The following is a 15,711-nucleotide window of genomic DNA, read 5'->3' on the forward strand; positions in this document are numbered from 1 at the left end:
GCTGGAGCCGCCAAGCTGGCGTTCCTCCGGCGGGGGGTCGGCTACATCACCGCGCCGATCTGCCAGGGCACGAACTCGTAGTCGCCGAGCCCGAGATCCTCGCTCTTGGTGCGCCGGCCGGACGCGGTCTCCACGATGGCCTCGAGGATCTCGGCGCCCTTGTCGTCCAGCGAGACACCGCCACTGACGATGTCTCCGCAGTTGATGTCCATGTCGTCGGGCATGGCGGCGAAGAGGCGGTCGTTCGTGGCCACCTTGATCGTCGGGGCGGGCTTCGAGCCGAAGGCGGAGCCCCGTCCGGTGGTGAAGACGACCACCTGAGCGCCGCCCGCGATCTGGCCGGTCACCGAGACCGGATCGTAGCCGGGCGTATCCATGAAAACGAAGCCCGGCGTCTTCACCTTCTCGCCGTAGGCCAAGACGTCGCGCAGCGGGGTCGAGCCGCCCTTCGCGGCGGCGCCGAGGGATTTTTCGAGGATCGTGGTCAAGCCTCCGGCCTTGTTGCCAGGACTCGGATTGTTGTCCATCGAGCCACCGTTCATCTCGGTGTATCGCTCCCACCACCGGATACGTTCGATCAGCCGCTCCGCGACCTGCGGGCTTTCCGCCCGTCGCAGAAGCAGTTGCTCGGCGCCGTAGATCTCCGGCGTCTCGGCGAGCATCGCGGTCCCGCCGAGGCCGACGAGGAGATCGGCTGCGCGTCCCAACGCGGGGTTCGCCGTAATCCCGGAATATCCATCCGAGCCGCCGCACTGCAGCGCCACCGTCAGCGCCGAGAGCGGCTGCGGGGTCCGCCGCGCCTTGTCGACCTCTGGGAGCAGCGCCCGCACCTCCTCCACGATCCGCGCGACCGTCGCATGGGTGCCGCCCGTGTCCTGGATCGTCAGTCCGTGAAAGCGCTCCTTCCCGGTGCCCTCGAACATCTGGCGCATCCGGGCGATCTGCATGACCTCGCATCCTAGCCCGACGAAGATCGCCGCACCCACGTTCGGGTGTGTGGCGTGGCCCCAGAGAACGCGCTGCAGGTTTTCCCAACCCGGCCCCTCGGACGCCATGCCGCAACCCGTTCCGTGGGCGAAGGCAACGACTCCGTCGACGTTCGGATAGTCGGCGAGCATGCCGGACCGCGTGATCTCGTCGGCTGCCTGCCGGATGACGGTGGCGGAGCAGTTCACCGTGGCGCAGAGCGCGATCATGTTCCGGGTGCCGACGCGACCGTCCTCGCGGGCATAGCCCTCGAAGGTTCTTGGCGGGAGGTCGGGGATGGCGGCGCGCGCCGCCTCGAGGTCCGCCCCGATCGCGTAGTCCTGGTCGTGCGCGCCGATCGCGCAGTTGTGGCTGTGAACGTGCGCACCCTCCGGGACCTCCTCGGTGGCATAGCCGATCACCTGCCCGAACTTCCGGATCGGCGCCCCCCGGGCAATCGTCCGGCGTGCCACCTTGTGGCCGGGCTGGACCGGCGCGGCGAGCGGCGTGCCTCGCCCGAGCGGTCGATCTCCCTCGGCGGCCTTGGTCGTCAGGATCGCCACGTCGTCGGCGTCATCGAGAACAATGGGCTCGCTCATGTCTCCCTCCGATGGGACAAACCCGCGATCACGCCGCGAAGTTCGGCCAGTCCGCGCATCCTCCCGATCAGAGGATAGCCCGGGTGCGTGTCACGCCCAACGTCGGCGAGGAGAGCATGTCCGTGATCCGCACGGAAGGGGATCGAAGCATCTTTGCGCCCCGTCTCCCGACGGCGGGCCTCCTCGTCGAGAAGGGCGGCGATGACGCCGGGCATGTCGGTATCGCCCTCGAGATGCGCCGCCTCCTGGAACGAGCCGTCGGCCTCTTTCGCCACGTTGCGCAGGTGCGCGAAATGGATGCGGTCCGCGAAGCGGGCCGCGATTGCGGGCGGATCGTTCCGGGGGTGGGCCCCGAGCGAGCCGGTGCAGAGGGTCAGCCCGTTGGCGCGTTCCGGACGCATGTCCAAAATGGCGGCGATATCGCTCTCGGTCGATACGACTCTCGGGAGGCCCAGCAAGGGGCGCGGCGGGTCGTCCGGATGCACGCAGAGACGGACGCCGAGTTCCTCTGCCGTCGGCACGACTTCGTCGAGGAAGCGTTGGAAGGCGGCACGCAGATCGTCGGCGGTCACGCCCTGCCAGGGGGCCAGAGCTTCCCGGAGCCCCTCGATATCGTAGCGCGCATAGGCCCCCGGGAGACCGGCCATGATCGCGCTCAACAGTCGGTGCTGTTCAGCCTCGTCGGCCTTCTCCGCCAACGCGTCGGCCTCGGCGAGGACTGCAGGCGCGTAGTCGCTGCCGGTGTCCCGACGCAGCATGTGGCATTCGAAGAAGGCCATCTCGACTTCGGAGAACCGCAAGGCGTGCCCGCCAGGCTCCAGTGGCGCGTCGAGCCGGGTGCGGGTCCAGTCGAGCAACGGCATGAAGTTGTAGCAGACCGTGCGGACGCCCTCCGCCGCGACGTTGGCGAGCGACTGCCGATAATTGGCGAAGAGCGGGGCAAGGTCCCCCTGCCCGCGCTTGATCTCCTCATGCACCGGCAGGCTCTCGACGACGTCCCAGGTCAGACCGCCGGGGGCGGCCCGGATGGCGCGGCAGCGCTCGGCAATCGCCTCCCGCGACCAGACCTCGCCATAGGGAATATCGTGAAGCGCGGTGACGATCCCGCGCGCGCCCGTCTGCGCGATTTCGCCGAGGGTGATGTCGTCCGGCGGACCGAACCAGCGCCAGGTTTCCTTCATGCGACGTAGGCCTCGACCGCCCGCTGTGCGCCCTTTTCCTGAAGGGTCTCGTAGGCATCGACGACCGCCTCCCGAAAGGCCGCGTCACCTGCGAGATCGATGCCGAAGATCTCGCGGAATCCGAGAAGAGCGTCGACCTTGTCCGCCGCGGACTCAGCACCGTCGGAGGCGCACTTCAGCCGGTCGGCCATGGGGTCTCTCACGTCGATGGGTTGGCCCCGCTCGTCCATGCCGCCCACGTATCGCATCCAGGCCGCGACCGCGAGGCAGAGCCCGGCGGGGACCCTCCCCGCCGAACGCGCGTCCCGGACCGTGCCCAGGATCCGCTGGGGGAGCTTCTGACTGCCGTCCATCGCGATCTGCCAGGTCAGATGCCTGATCTGCGGGTTGCGGTACCGCTCCATCAGCGCCGCCGTGTAACGCGCGAGGTCCTCACCCTCGGGCTGAGGCACCGTCGGGACGATTTCCTCGGCCCAGAGTTTCTCGCAAAGACGGGCGAAGGGCGGATCGGCGACCGCGTCCGCGATCGTTTCGTGGCGCGCGAGATAACCTAGATAGGCGAGCGTGGAATGCGTCCCGTTGAGGCACCGGAGCTTCATGGTCTCGTGCGCTTCGACATCGCGCACCATCTGCGCGCCGGCGGCGGCCCAGTCCGGACGCCCAGCGACGAAGCGGTCCTCGATGACCCACTGCTTGAAAGGTTCGTGCTGCACGCACGCCGGGTCGCGGTAACCCTCTGTCTCTTCCAGCCGCGCGACGACATCCTCGGTCGTCGCAGGGGTGATCCGGTCGACCATGGTGGCCGGAAAGGGAACCTCGCGCTCGATCCAGTCGGCAAGTTCCTCGTCGCGGAGCCGTGCCATGGCGATCACCACGCGACGTGCGAGGTGGCCGTTGGAAGGAAGGTTGTCGCAGGAAAGCACGGTGAACGGCCCCTGCCCGGTCGCCCTTCGCCGCGCCAGCGCCTCGACGAGGAAGCCCAGGGCGGACCTAGGAGAGTCCGGCTCTGCGAGGTCGTGGAGAATATCCGGATGCTCGGGATCGAGTTCCCCGCTCGACGGGAAGTGGCAGTAGCCTTTCTCCGTGATCGTCAGCGAGACGATCCGGGTCGACGGGTCGGTCATTCGGTCGAGAACCGCCCCGGGGTCTTCGGGTGCGACGAGAACCTCCACGATCGAGCCGATGACCCGGGCTCGCGGCCCTTCGGGCATCAGGGAGATCGACGTATAGGCCCCGCCCTGCGGCTCCAGCTGATCCCGGGCGGTCGCGCTGCGCAGGCTGACCGCCACGATGCCCCAGTCGCCGCCGGAGGCCGCCATGGCATCCTCGGTATAGACGGCGTTGAATGCGCGGAAGAAGGCCCCCGGCCCGAGGTGGACGATACCGGGCGCCGGTGCAGGGCCGCGGCGTGACAGTCTCGGACTATCGGGCAAGCCAGCCTCCATCCACGTTCAGGATCGCACCGGTGACGTAGCCCGCCGCGGCCGTGCAGAGGAATGCGACGGCGCCGCCGATATCCTCGGGGTCGCCCCAGCGGCCGGCGGGAATGCGCCCGAGGATCTCGGCGGATCGCTTGGGGTCGTTGCGCAGCGCCTCCGTGTTGTTGGTGGCGATGTAGCCCGGGGCAACGGCGTTCACGGTGATCCCCTGCCCGGCCCACTCGTTCGCCAGCACCTTGGTCAGACCGGCTACGCCATGCTTGGATGCCGTATAGCCAGGCACGCGGATGCCGCCCTGAAAGCTCAACAGCGAAGCGATGTTCACGATCGTGCCCCCGGTGCCGCGCGCGATGGCCGCTTTCGCGAAGGCTTGGGAAAGCAGGAAGACCGCCTTGAGATTGACGTCCATGACGTCGTCCCAATCGGCCTCGGTGTAGTCGACCGAGTCCTCGCGGCGGATGATCCCGGCATTGTTCACGAGGATGTCGAGCGGGCCCGCCTCGGCGAGCCGCGCCGCCGCCGCGACGGGGTCGGAGAGATCGAGTGTCATCGCCTCGGCCCTGCCGCCCGCGGCCTCGATGGCTGCGACCGTCTCGGCGCAGGAGGAGCGCCCCGCGGCCACGACATGCGCGCCACGCTCCGCAAGGCTCTCGGCAATGGCCCGGCCGATCCCGGTATTGGCCCCGGTGACGAGGGCGCGCCTGCCGTCGATGCGGAACCGGTCGCTCATCTGAGATCCTCCATGGGCACCATGTCCATGTCGGTGAAGTCGACATTGTCGCCGGCCATCGCCCAGCAGAAGGTGTAGGAGCCTGTGCCAGCGCCGGAATGGATCGACCAGGGCGGGGAGATCACTGCCTCCTCGTTCGACATGACGATGTGCCGGGTCTCGTGCGGCTGCCCCATGAAATGGAAGACCCGCGTGTCGCCCATGTCGAAATAGAGGTAGGCCTCCATCCGGCGGTCGTGCAGGTGAGCGGGCATCGTGTTCCAGAGCGAGCCCTCGGCGAACTGCGTGTAGCCCATCAGCAGCTGGCAGCTCTCGGCGACTTCGGGGTGCAGGAATTGCATGATGACGCGTTCGTTCGCCGCCTCGCGGGTCCCGAGCTCCACCCTGCGTGCCTCCTCCTTGGTGATCAACCGGGAGGGACAACTGCGATGTGCCGGAGCGGAAAGGATGTAGAAGCGGCCCTTGCCGGAAAAGGTCACGGCGCCGGAGCCCAGGCCGAGATAAAGGACTTCGCCCTTGTCGACCTGGTGGGTCTTCCCGTCCGCGGTGACGGTTCCGCTCTCGCCGATATTGAGAATGCCCATTTCCCGCCGGTCAAGGATCGAGGCGGTCCCCGTCTGCGGCACCTCGTCCAGCGTGAGGTCCTTGCCGTCGGGGACCGCGCTGCCGAGGATCAGGCGGTCGTAGTGCGAGTAGACCAGCTTCACCTTTCCTTTCTCGAAGAGCCCCGAGACGTGGAACTGGTCGCGCAGGCCCTGGGTATCGAGCGTCTTGGTCGTCGCGGGATCGATGGCGTAGCGGGTTTCGGCGTCTGTCGTCATGGGACCTCTCAGAGAAAATCGTCGCGTCTGGGGGCGAAGGTGTCGATCAGGCGGCCGGGCTCGAAGCACCTGCAGCCATGCTCGACGTCGCCGGGGATGACAAAGCTGTCGCCCGCACCGACTTCGAAGGAGTCGCCGCCGACCGTGAACCGGAAGCGGCCGCTCTCGACGAAGGTCGCCTGAACATGCGGATGGCTGTGCGGCGCGCCCTCGGCCCCCGCCTCGAAGGTGAAGGCGACGACCATCATTTCCGGCGCCTCGGACAGGACCTGCCGGGTCACGCCCGGCGCCGGTGTGACGGGGGGGTAGCTCTTCAGCATCTTCGCCTCATCGAAACAGTCCCGGCAGCCAGAGCGACAGCGCGGGCACGTAGGTGACAAGCATGAGCGTTGCGACGGCCGCGCCGTAGAACGGCCAGATCGTCCGGATCGCGGTGCCCACCGAGAGCCGGCCCACTGCGCAGCCGACGAACAGGACCGCGCCCACCGGCGGCGTGCACAGGCCGATCCCGAGGTTCAGGATCAGGATGATCCCGAAGTGGACCGGGTCGACGCCGTAGGCGGTCGCGACGGGCAGGAAGATCGGCGTGGTGATGACGATGAGCGGGCTCATGTCCATGAAGGTGCCGAGCAGCAGCAGCACCAGGTTGAGCATGAGCAGGATGATGATCGGGTTCTCGGAGACCCCCTTCATCGCCTCGACGAGTTCCGCGGGGACGCGCAGGTAGGCCAGGAGCCAGCCGAAGGCCGCTGCCGAGCCGATCACCAGGAGGACCATGGAGGCGGTGCGCACCGCGCCGAGTGTCGCGGCCACGAACTCGGACCAGGGCAGCGAGCGGTATACGAGGATCGTCACGAGGATCGCGTAGACCACCGCGATGCAGGAGCTCTCGGAGGCGGTGAAGACACCCGAACGCACACCGCCAAAGATGATCGCGACCAGGATCAGGCCCGGGGTGGCGCTGATGAGAAGGCCGACGACGGCCCGGCCGCCGGGAAAGCGCTCGGTCTCGTAACCGCGGTGCCGCGCGACGAACCAGGCCACGACCATCAGCGAGATCGCGAGGATCAGACCGGGCAGGATGCCGGCCGTGAAGAGGTCTGCGATCGAGATGCGTCCTCCGGCCGAGATCGAGTAGATGATGAGGTTGTGCGAAGGCGGCAGCATGAGCGCGATAATCGAGGAGACCACCGTGATGTTCACCGCGTAGTCCCGCCCGTAGCCGCGTTCCTCCATCTGCGGGATCATCAGCCCGCCGATGGCCGAGGCATCCGCCGCCGCCGACCCGGAGATGCCGCCGAAGAGCACGGAGGCGGTGATATTCACCTGCCCAAGTCCGCCCCTGAGGTGGCCTACCGCGGCTCCGGCCAGCGCAACCAGCCGTCGGGCGATATCCCCCCGCACCATCAGCTCGCCCGCGTAGATGAAGAACGGGATCGCCATCAGCGCGAAGACGGAGATGCCAGAATTCAGCCGCTGGAAGACGACCACCGGCGGCAGGCCGATATAGGCGATCGTCGCGAAGGACGAGACGCCCAGGCAGAAGGCGACCGGCGTGCCGATGAGAAGAAGCACCGCGAAGGTGCCGAAGAGAACCCAGAGTTCCAAAGCTCAGTCCCCGTCCATGCCCTGTTCGCCGAAGCGCGCGGTGTGCAGGCCGACCACGCGGCGCAAGAGCCGCTCGACCGAAAAGAGGGTCATCAGGACGCCTCCGGTGACCAGCGCGAAGAAGGACACTGCGCCGGAGATGCCGAGGTTGGGGATCGTGGTGTCCCAGGCGTTCGCGGCGAGGACCGTGCCGTAGTAGATCATGCCGCAGGCGAAGGCGATTACGACGAGGTCCGAGACCGAGTGGAGCACCGATTTCGCCTTCGGACCCAGCAGGTAGAGCAGGACGTCGAAGCTCAGGTGATTGCCCTCCCGGATGCCGACCGCGGCACCCAGCAGGATGAAGAAGCCCATGAGCAGGACCGAGCTGGTCTCGGTCCAGGTCGGCGTGTCGTTCAGCACGAAGCGGCCCCAGACCTGCCAGGCGATGAAGGCGGTCATCAGAACGAGACCGGTCCCCGCCAGCCAGAGCGAGACAAGACTGACGATGCGGAGCACCGCCGAGAGATTTCGGACGAAGGACTGCACGTTTGCCTGCCTTTGGACTTGTGGAGGCGGCCGCCCTCGCGGACGGCCGCCAAGGTCAGGTTGCGATCACTCGACGGCGCGGATGCGGTCGACGAGCTCGCGCAGGGCGTCGGACGTCACGTGCGTCTCGTAGACCGGGTCCATCGCTTCGATGAACGGGGTCTTGTCGATCTCGCGCACGATCTGCACGCCGGCGTCCTCGATGATCTGCTCGGAGGCGGCCTCGCGCTCGGCCCAGAGCTCGCGCATGACCGGAACGCTGTCCTGAGCCGCCTGCCGGACCATCTCCTGGTCCTCGGCCGAGAGCTGGTCCCAGGACTGCTTCGACATCACGAGGACCTCGGGCACGATCAGGTGCTGGTCGAGCGTGTAGTAGGGTGCGACCTCGTAGTGACCGGAGCTCTCGAAGGAGGGCCAGTTGTTCTCGGCCCCGTCGATGACGCCGGTCTGGATCGAGGAATAGACCTCGCCGTAGGGCATGGGCGTGGCGTTGCCGCCGAGGGCGTCGACCATGTCCACAAAGACGTCCGACTGCATGACACGGAACTTCATGCCCTCGAGATCGTCGATGCTCTCGATCGGCTTCTGGCTGTTGTAGAAGCTGCGCGACCCGGAGTCGTAGTAGGCCAGGCCCACGAGATCGTGGTTCTGGAATTCGTCGAGGATCTCCTGCCCGATCTCGCCGTCGACCACCTGGTGCATGTGCTCGGTGGAGCGGAAGATGTAGGGCAGCGAGAAGACCTTGGTCTCCTCGATGATGTTGTTGAACGGCCCGAGGCTCACGCGGTTCATGTCGATCACGCCGAGCTGCGTCTGCTCGATCGTGTCCTTCTCCTCGCCCAGCTGGGCGGAATGGAAGACCTCGACGCAGATGCGCCCGTCGGAGCGTTCCTGCAGCAGTTCCCCCATGTGCTTGACCGCTTCGACGGTCGGATAGCCGTCGGGGTGGGTATCCGACGACCGGAAGGTCACTTCGCAGTCCTGCGCCGCCGCGGCGCCCGCGAAGGCCACGCTGGCGAGCAGCGCTCCAATCAAGGTTTTCGTCATTTTCATCTCTCTCCTCCCTGAGATGGATGGCTCAGAGGCCGTAGGCCTCCTTGGCGAGCCGATAGGTGAGGTCGTGAGCGACCTCGTAGGCCTCGCTCTCCCTCAGTCTCCCTGTCCTGACGAGCGTCGCGAGGTAGGCGCAGTCCGACCGCCGCGCGACGTCGTGGCGCGCGGGGATCGAGCAGAAGGCCCGGGTGTCGTCGTTGAACCCGGCCGTGTTATAGAAACCGCAGGTTTCGGTCGTGGCCTCCCGGAACCGCTTGATCCCCTCGTAGCTGTCGAAGAACCACCAGGGCGGACCCAGCTTCAACGCGGGAAAGGCCCCGGCGAGCGGGGCGAGTTCGCGGCCGTAGACCGTCTCGTCCAGCGTGAAGAGGATGACGGTCAGGTCCGGTTCCATCCCGACGGCGTCGAGCAGCGGCTTGAGCGCTCCGACATAGTCCGTGCGCATCGGGATATCGAAACCCTTGTCGCGGCCATGGGCGGCGAAGACGGGGCCGGAGTGATTCCGCCAGGACCCAGCATGGATCTGGAGCGTGAGTCCGTCGTCGAGACTCATCCGCGCCATCTCGGTCAACATGTGCCCGCGAAAGGCATCCGCCTCCTCGGAGGTGCAATCCCCGGAAAGCGCCTTGGCGAAGAGTTCGGCCGCGGCCTCCTGCGGGAGGTCCTCGGTTCGGGCAGTCGGGTGGCCGTGATCGGAGGCCGTGGCGCCGCCCACCTCCTTGAAGTAAGCGCGGCGCTTGCGATGGGCGGCGAGGTAGCCGTCCCAGGTCGTCGCATCCTCGCCGGTGATCTCGCCGAATCGCACCACGTTGTCCGCAAAGCCCTCGAACTCCGGATCAACCACGGAGTCGGGCCGATAGGTGGTGACGATGCGGCCGGCCCACCCGCTGTCGCGGATCGCCTTGTGGTGCGCGAGATCGTCGAGAGCGCTTTCGGTGGTGGCGAGGACTTCGACGCCGAAACGCTCGAAGAGGGCCCGGGGACGGAAATCGTCCTGCCCGAGCTTCGCGTCGATGTGCTCGTAGTATTCGTCGGCGTTCGCGGCCGACAGCGGCTCATACAGCCCGAAGACATGCTCGAACGAATGGTCGAGCCACATCCCGGAGGGCGTGCCGCGGAACAGGTGACAGTTGGATGCGAAGGTCCGCCAGATCTTGCGCGGATCGGTCTCCGTCTCTCCCCCGTCCGCGCGGGGGACACCGAGGTCCGTCATGGCGATGCCCTGGCTGACCAGCATCCGGAAAACGTAGTGATCCGGCACGACGAAGAGCTCGGCGGGGTTCGGAAAGCGGTCGTTCTCCGCGAACCAGCGCGGGTCGCAATGGCCATGCGGGCTGATGATCGGCAGATCCGCCACGCTCCGGTAGAGCGACCGCGCGAGGTCCCGCGTTTCGCGCTCCATCGGAAAGAGTCTGTCCGGATCTGTCAGCGGCATCGGCCCCTCCCCTGGCGGCGTCACTGATGCTCTAATATGCTAGTAAGTCTGTTGTGTCAAAGCCCGTCTCCGGGTACATCCTGAAATCAAGCAAAAGCCAGACAGGCAGACAGATGACGGACCTTGCCATCGAGCCGATCCGCTCCGGATCTCCTCCCACCACGACCGATCAGGTGTTCGACACGCTCTATGCCGCCGTCGTCTCGCTCCGGCTTTCCCCCGGCTCGAAGGTCTCGGAGGCCGAGATCGCGAAGCAGCTCGATGTCTCGCGCCAGCCGGTGCGTGACGCCTTCTTCCGGTTGTCGAACCTCGGGTTCCTCTCCATCCGACCGCAGCGCGCCACGCTGATCACCAAGATATCGGCGCAGGCGGTCTTCGACGCGGCCTTCGTACGAACCGCGATCGAAGTCGAATGCACCCGCCTCGCCGTGGAACGCCGGAGCCCGGCGGACGTGGCGCGACTACGCGCCCATCTCGACGACCAGACGAAGGCGATCGAGACCTCCGATCCACGGGCCTTTCACGGATTGGACGAGGACTTTCACCTCACCCTCTGCCGGATCGCCGGCCACGAACACGCCTGGCACCTCGTCCTCGACCACAAGGCGCACATGGACCGTGTCCGGTTCCTGACGCTTTCCGCCGACCGGCAGCGCGAGGTCCTTCAAGAGCACACGGCGCTCGTGGACGCCATCGAGGCCGGCGATTCCGACCACTCAGAGACGCTGCTGCGGGCGCATCTCGGCACGATCCGGACCGACCTGCCGAAGGTTCAAGCCGCATACCCCGACTACTTCCAGGACGACGCTCTGTGAACCGACTGCTCTGCATCGGCGAATGCATGATCGAGTTCGCCCCCGCCGAAGGCGGCCTGTTCGCCAAGGGCTACGCGGGCGACACCTTCAACACAGCCTGGTACGCGGCGCGAACGGGCGGTGAGACTGTCGACGTCTCCTATCTGACGGCTGTCGGTGACGACCCGGTCTCCGACTCCATGCTGGACTTCATGAGCACCTCGGGTGTCCGGCCGATCGCGGCCCGGCGCGCAGGTGGGACAGTCGGCCTCTATCTGATTTCGCTAAGGGACGGCGAGCGGAGCTTTTCCTATTGGCGCAGCGCCTCCGCCGCGCGCACGCTGGCGGATGATCTCGAGGCCCTGCCCGACCTCGCCCCCGGCGATATCGCCTACTTCTCCGGGATCACGCTCGCGATCCTGCCGCCCGGGAGCCGCGCCCGGCTCCTTTCCGTTTTGGCCGCGGCGCGTGCCAAGGGAATACGCGTCGCCTTCGACCCCAACCTCAGGCCCCGACTCTGGCCTGACACCGAGACGATGTGCACCGCCATCGCCGAGGGCGCGCGCGTCGCCGACATCGCCCTGCCCTCCTTCGAGGACGAAGCCGACCATTTCGGCGACGGCTCTCCGGAGGCGACCGCCGAGCGCTATGCCCGGGCCGGGGCGAGCGTCGTGGCGGTCAAGAACGGTCCGGGCGACATGCTGCTGCGCGAGGGCACCCGGACCTCGACGCTGCAGCCGACGGCGGTGTCCGAGGTCGTCGACACGACGGCCGCGGGGGACAGCTTCAACGCCGCGTTTCTCGTGGGCCTCCTCAACGGCGAGCAGGCCGCGGAAGCGGCCGACGCAGGAGCCCGTCTCGCCGCCCGCGTCATCGGCGCGCGGGGCGCACTGGTCGAGCTCTGACGGACCTCGACAGGGGCCGGCTTGTTCCTGATCTAGGTCAACGACAGGACTGGCCGGGAGCTTAGCCTCCCCCTCGATCCAAGAGGGAGACTCCGATGTCGGACAACGTGATCTGGTTCGAAGACCTGAAGCGCGGCGATGTTGCCAGCGTGGGCGGGAAGAATTCATCGCTGGGCGAGATGGTCAGCACCCTGGCCGACAAGGGGATCGCCGTTCCCACCGGCTTTGCCACCACGGCGGACGCCTACCGGGCCTTCATCGCCGCGAACGATCTGGAGACCCGCATCGCCGAGACGATGAAGTCGCTCGACGCCCACGACATCACGCTCGCGGAGGCGGGCAAGCGCGTGCGCGAGATGATCACCGAGGGCCGCTGGCCGCAGGACCTGCTCGACGACATCAAGTCGGCCTATGCGGAGATGGATCGCCGGACCGGCCGGACCGACAGCTCGGTGGCCGTCCGGTCGTCCGCGACGGCCGAAGACCTCCCTGACGCCAGCTTCGCCGGCCAGCAGGAGACCTTCTTGAACGTGGAGGGACCCCGCGCCCTGCTCGCGGCCTGCAAGCGGTGCTACGCTTCGCTCTTTACCGACCGGGCGATCTCTTACCGCGAGGCCAAGGGCTTCGACCACATGGCGGTGGCGCTCTCTGTGGGCGTGCAGCAGATGGTGCGCTCCGACATCGGCGGATCGGGCGTGATGTTCTCGCTCGACACCGAATCCGGCTTCGACAAGGTCGTCCTGATCAACGCGGCCTGGGGCCTGGGCGAGAACGTCGTGCAGGGCGCGGTCACGCCGGACGAATACATGGTCTACAAGCCCTTCCTCGATCGCGACGGCCTGTCGCCGATCGTCGAACGCGCACTCGGCGCCAAGGAAATCAAGATGATCTACGCCTCGGGCGGAGAGGCCACGAAGAACGTGAAGACCTCGAAAGCCGAGCGCGGCCGCTTCGTGCTGTCGGAAGAGGAAATCTGCGATCTCGCGCGCATGGCCGTCACCATCGAGGATCACTACGGCTGTCCGATGGACATGGAATGGGCGCGCGACGGGGAGAGCGGCAAGCTCTACATCGTCCAGGCCCGCCCCGAGACCGTGCAGTCCCGCGCCGAGGCCGGCAAGATCATGAGCTACCGGATCGGCAAGACCGGCAAGCGGCTGCTCACCGGCCTATCGGTCGGCGGCGCGGTGGTCGCGGGCAAGGTCTGCCTGATCGAACACGCCTCCGACATCGACCGCTTCGTGGACGGCGCTGTTCTCGTCACCGGGACGACCGACCCCGACTGGGTGCCGATCATGAAGCGCGCCTCGGCCATCGTCACGGACCACGGCGGCAGGACGTCCCACGCCGCCATCGTCAGCCGCGAGCTCGGCCTGCCCGCAATCGTCGGCACGGGCGAGGCGACGCACCTGCTCCACGACGACCAGGAGATCACGGTCTCCTGCTGCGAAGGCGAGGAAGGCTACGTCTACGAGGGCACGGCGGAGTACGAGGCCGAGGAGATCGACCCGGGCGAGATCCCGGAGACCCGCACCGGCGTGATGTTCAACATGGCCAACCCCGCCGCGGCCTCGCGCTGGTGGCGGATGCCGGCGGATGGCGTCGGGCTGGCCCGCATGGAATTCGTGGTCAACAACGCGATCAAGGTCCACCCACTCGCGCTCACCCGTTTCGACGAGGTCGAGGACGAGGCGGCGCGCGAGGAGATCGAGCGCCTGACGCGCGGCTACGAGACCAAGCCTGACTACTTCGTCGAAACGCTCTCGCTGGGTCTCGCCCGGATCGCCGCCGTGCACTATCCGAACCCGGTCATCGTGCGGATGTCGGATTTCAAGACGAACGAATACGCCGCTCTCCTCGGCGGCGCTCAGTTCGAGCCGAAGGAAGAGAACCCGATGATCGGCTGGCGCGGCGCCTCGCGCTACTACTCCGAGGCCTACCGCGACGGTTTCGCCTTGGAATGCCGCGCGATCAAGGACCTGCGCGAGAGGAAGGGCTTCGACAACGTCGTGATGATGATCCCCTTCTGCCGGTCGCCGGAGGAGGCGGACAAGGTCCTGCAGGTCATGGATGAGAACGGCCTGAAGCGCGGCGAGAACGGCCTGAAGGTCTACGTCATGTGCGAGGTACCGACGAACGTGATCCTTGCCGAGGAGTTCGCCAAGCGTTTCGACGGCTTCTCCATCGGCTCCAACGACCTGACGCAGCTCACCCTCGGGGTCGACCGGGACAACGAACAGCTCTCGCATGTCTTCCGCGAGCGTGACCCGGCCGTCCAGTGGATGATCCGGGAGGTGATCCAGCGGGCTCACGCCGCCGGGGCCAAGGTCGGGTTCTGCGGCCAGGCACCCTCGAACGACCCGGACTTCGCCCGGCTCCTGGTCGATTATGGCATCGATACGATCTCGGTCACACCGGATGCCTTCAGAGACGTGAAGCGGAACGTGGCAGACGCCGAGAGCGGCAAGTAACCCGGATCCGCCCGCCGCGCGCTAGGCCGCGCGGCGGGCGGCCAGGACCGTGATCCAGGGACCGGCAATCTCGAACAGCACAGTGCTCGCGACGGCGATCGTCAGGATCGTCTCCGCGTAGACGGGAAAGGCCTCGCCCGCGACGAGCGCCATGCCGATGGCGATCCCCGCCTGCGGCAAGAGCGCCGGGCCGTACCAATGCGCCTCGCGCTTCGGCACACCGCAGAGACGCGCCCCGATCCACCCCCCGGCCCAGCGGCCCAGGATGCGAAGGACGACGTAGGCCACGCCGGTCAGGCCTGCCGCGCCGAGGGCCGAGGGATCGAAGCTCGCCCCGGCGAGGATGAAGAACAGGATGATGAAGGGCCACTCGATGTGCTCGATCTCGTGGAAGGCGCGCGTATGGTGCTCCGCGAGGCTCGCCACGATGGCCCCCGCCGTCATCGCGGCAAGCAGGTAGGAGACATTCATCCAGAGCGCGAGACCGGCGGTGAGGAAGACGAGCCCCAGCGCCTCGATCCGCAGCGGATCGCCGTCGCTCAACCGGCCCGTCAGGTAGGCGGCCGGCAGACCGATGCCAGCCCCCAGCGCCAGGGCGCCGCCGATCTCCCACAGGGCTTCCGCGACGACGCCCTCCTCGGTGGTATGCCCCCCGAAAGCGAGAGCGAGGGCCATGAGAACGCCGAAGGTGATGATGCCCCAGGCATCGTCGACAGCCACGATCCCCCTAAGCCGATCCGTGAACGGCCCCTGCGCCCCGCCCTGCCGGAGCGCGTCGTCGGTCGCCGCAGGGTCGGTCGCGGTCGCGATACCACCCAGGAGCAGGGCAACCGCCAGCGGAACGCCGAGCGCGAGCAGGCCCAGCGTGATCGCCAGGACCGTCGCCAGGACGACCCCGAGCGAAATGCCGAGGATCGGCCCGCCGTTCGCCCGCAGCGTCTCGGGGGTCAGGCTGCCGCCCAGCAGAAAGGCCACCATGGTCAGGGCGGCGACAGAGAGCGGCTCGTAGAGACCGGTGACCTCTTCCGGGAGGATGTCGAACCCGGTCTGTCCCACCGCCATCCCGCAGATGAGCAGGATGGTCACGCGCGGCAGCTGCGTCCGCCGACCGACATAATCGGCCACGAGCCCGGCGAAGAACAGACCGCCGAGCCCGACGAGCAATGGTGCGAGCGTCACTG

Annotated in this window: 14 protein-coding genes; 3 read left to right on the forward strand and 11 right to left on the reverse strand. The window is 67.3% G+C overall.

Translation table 11 applies throughout. The annotated features are described in order from the left end of the window. Positions 1-41 precede the first annotated feature (41 nt). The 10 genes from F3S47_RS09140 to uxaC form a co-directional block, all read right to left on the reverse strand. Positions 42-1,565, reverse strand: a complete 1,524-nt coding sequence (locus F3S47_RS09140; protein ID WP_150444930.1) for a UxaA family hydrolase — start codon at positions 1,563-1,565, stop codon at positions 42-44. Beyond that, positions 1,562-2,746: a mannonate dehydratase gene (uxuA, locus tag F3S47_RS09145; protein ID WP_150444931.1), complete on the reverse strand. Its 1,185-nt coding sequence runs from the start codon at positions 2,744-2,746 to the stop codon at positions 1,562-1,564. The genes F3S47_RS09140 and uxuA overlap by 4 nt, the downstream gene beginning before the upstream one ends. Next, complete coding sequence (locus tag F3S47_RS09150) at positions 2,743-4,191, reverse strand: mannitol dehydrogenase family protein (RefSeq protein WP_150444932.1); 1,449 nt, start codon at positions 4,189-4,191, stop codon at positions 2,743-2,745. Before F3S47_RS09150 ends, uxuA begins: the two co-directional genes overlap by 4 nt. After that, positions 4,169-4,915, reverse strand: a complete 747-nt coding sequence (gene kduD / locus F3S47_RS09155) for a 2-dehydro-3-deoxy-D-gluconate 5-dehydrogenase KduD (protein WP_150444933.1) — start codon at positions 4,913-4,915, stop codon at positions 4,169-4,171. Before kduD ends, F3S47_RS09150 begins: the two co-directional genes overlap by 23 nt. Beyond that, positions 4,912-5,736, reverse strand: a complete 825-nt coding sequence (gene kduI / locus F3S47_RS09160) for a 5-dehydro-4-deoxy-D-glucuronate isomerase (RefSeq protein WP_150444934.1) — start codon at positions 5,734-5,736, stop codon at positions 4,912-4,914. Before kduI ends, kduD begins: the two co-directional genes overlap by 4 nt. Positions 5,737-5,744: 8 nt before the next feature. Next, positions 5,745-6,056 carry a cupin domain-containing protein gene (locus tag F3S47_RS09165; RefSeq protein ID WP_150444935.1) on the reverse strand — a complete coding sequence of 104 codons (312 nt, stop codon included), beginning with the start codon at positions 6,054-6,056 and terminating at the stop codon, positions 5,745-5,747. A gap of 7 nt (positions 6,057-6,063) precedes the next feature. Next, entirely contained in the window at positions 6,064-7,344 is a 1,281-nt protein-coding gene (locus tag F3S47_RS09170) for a TRAP transporter large permease (protein ID WP_150444936.1), read from the reverse strand. 3 nt (positions 7,345-7,347) lie between these two features. Further along, entirely contained in the window at positions 7,348-7,872 is a 525-nt protein-coding gene (locus F3S47_RS09175) for a TRAP transporter small permease (protein ID WP_223877767.1), read from the reverse strand. Positions 7,873-7,938: 66 nt separating this feature from the next. Then, positions 7,939-8,919: a TRAP transporter substrate-binding protein gene (locus F3S47_RS09180; protein WP_150445055.1), complete on the reverse strand. Its 981-nt coding sequence runs from the start codon at positions 8,917-8,919 to the stop codon at positions 7,939-7,941. Positions 8,920-8,950: 31 nt separating this feature from the next. Then, positions 8,951-10,360 carry a glucuronate isomerase gene (uxaC, locus tag F3S47_RS09185; RefSeq protein ID WP_150444937.1) on the reverse strand — a complete coding sequence of 470 codons (1,410 nt, stop codon included), beginning with the start codon at positions 10,358-10,360 and terminating at the stop codon, positions 8,951-8,953. Between the two features lie 113 nt (positions 10,361-10,473). On the opposite strand from uxaC, the gene F3S47_RS09190 reads away from it, so the two are divergent. The 3 genes from F3S47_RS09190 (at position 10,474) to ppsA (ending at position 14,530) form a co-directional block, all read left to right on the forward strand. Further along, entirely contained in the window at positions 10,474-11,175 is a 702-nt protein-coding gene (locus F3S47_RS09190) for a GntR family transcriptional regulator (protein WP_150444938.1), read from the forward strand. Further along, positions 11,172-12,059 carry a sugar kinase gene (locus F3S47_RS09195; protein ID WP_150444939.1) on the forward strand — a complete coding sequence of 296 codons (888 nt, stop codon included), beginning with the start codon at positions 11,172-11,174 and terminating at the stop codon, positions 12,057-12,059. Before F3S47_RS09190 ends, F3S47_RS09195 begins: the two co-directional genes overlap by 4 nt. 95 nt (positions 12,060-12,154) lie before the next feature. After that, positions 12,155-14,530 (forward strand): phosphoenolpyruvate synthase, encoded by a 2,376-nt coding sequence (gene ppsA, locus F3S47_RS09200; RefSeq protein WP_150444940.1) that lies wholly within the window; start codon positions 12,155-12,157, stop codon positions 14,528-14,530. Between the two features lie 21 nt (positions 14,531-14,551). On the opposite strand, the gene F3S47_RS09205 is transcribed toward ppsA, so the two are convergent. Beyond that, on the reverse strand, positions 14,552-15,709 hold the full coding sequence (locus F3S47_RS09205; protein ID WP_150444941.1) for a cation:proton antiporter: 1,158 nt from the start codon (positions 15,707-15,709) through the stop codon (positions 14,552-14,554). Positions 15,710-15,711: the final 2 nt, after the last annotated feature.

The sequence above is a fragment of the Histidinibacterium aquaticum genome, from assembly GCF_008710275.1.
GTDB classification, from domain to species: Bacteria; Pseudomonadota; Alphaproteobacteria; order Rhodobacterales; family Rhodobacteraceae; genus Oceanicola; species Oceanicola aquaticus.

Bases quoted from the DNA above. Each gene is read 5' to 3' on its own strand.
- F3S47_RS09140 (WP_150444930.1), bottom strand. From the start codon at position 1,565: ATGAGCGAGCCCATTGTTCTCGATGACGCCGACGACGTGGCGATCCTG.
- uxuA (WP_150444931.1), bottom strand. From the start codon at position 2,746: ATGAAGGAAACCTGGCGCTGGTTCGGTCCGCCGGACGACATCACCCTC.
- F3S47_RS09150 (WP_150444932.1), bottom strand. From the start codon at position 4,191: ATGGAGGCTGGCTTGCCCGATAGTCCGAGACTGTCACGCCGCGGCCCT.
- kduD (WP_150444933.1), bottom strand. From the start codon at position 4,915: ATGAGCGACCGGTTCCGCATCGACGGCAGGCGCGCCCTCGTCACCGGG.
- kduI (WP_150444934.1), bottom strand. From the start codon at position 5,736: ATGACGACAGACGCCGAAACCCGCTACGCCATCGATCCCGCGACGACC.
- F3S47_RS09165 (WP_150444935.1), bottom strand. From the start codon at position 6,056: ATGCTGAAGAGCTACCCCCCCGTCACACCGGCGCCGGGCGTGACCCGG.
- F3S47_RS09180 (WP_150445055.1), bottom strand. From the start codon at position 8,919: ATGACGAAAACCTTGATTGGAGCGCTGCTCGCCAGCGTGGCCTTCGCG.
- uxaC (WP_150444937.1), bottom strand. From the start codon at position 10,360: ATGCCGCTGACAGATCCGGACAGACTCTTTCCGATGGAGCGCGAAACG.
- F3S47_RS09190 (WP_150444938.1), top strand. From the start codon at position 10,474: ATGACGGACCTTGCCATCGAGCCGATCCGCTCCGGATCTCCTCCCACC.
- ppsA (WP_150444940.1), top strand. From the start codon at position 12,155: ATGTCGGACAACGTGATCTGGTTCGAAGACCTGAAGCGCGGCGATGTT.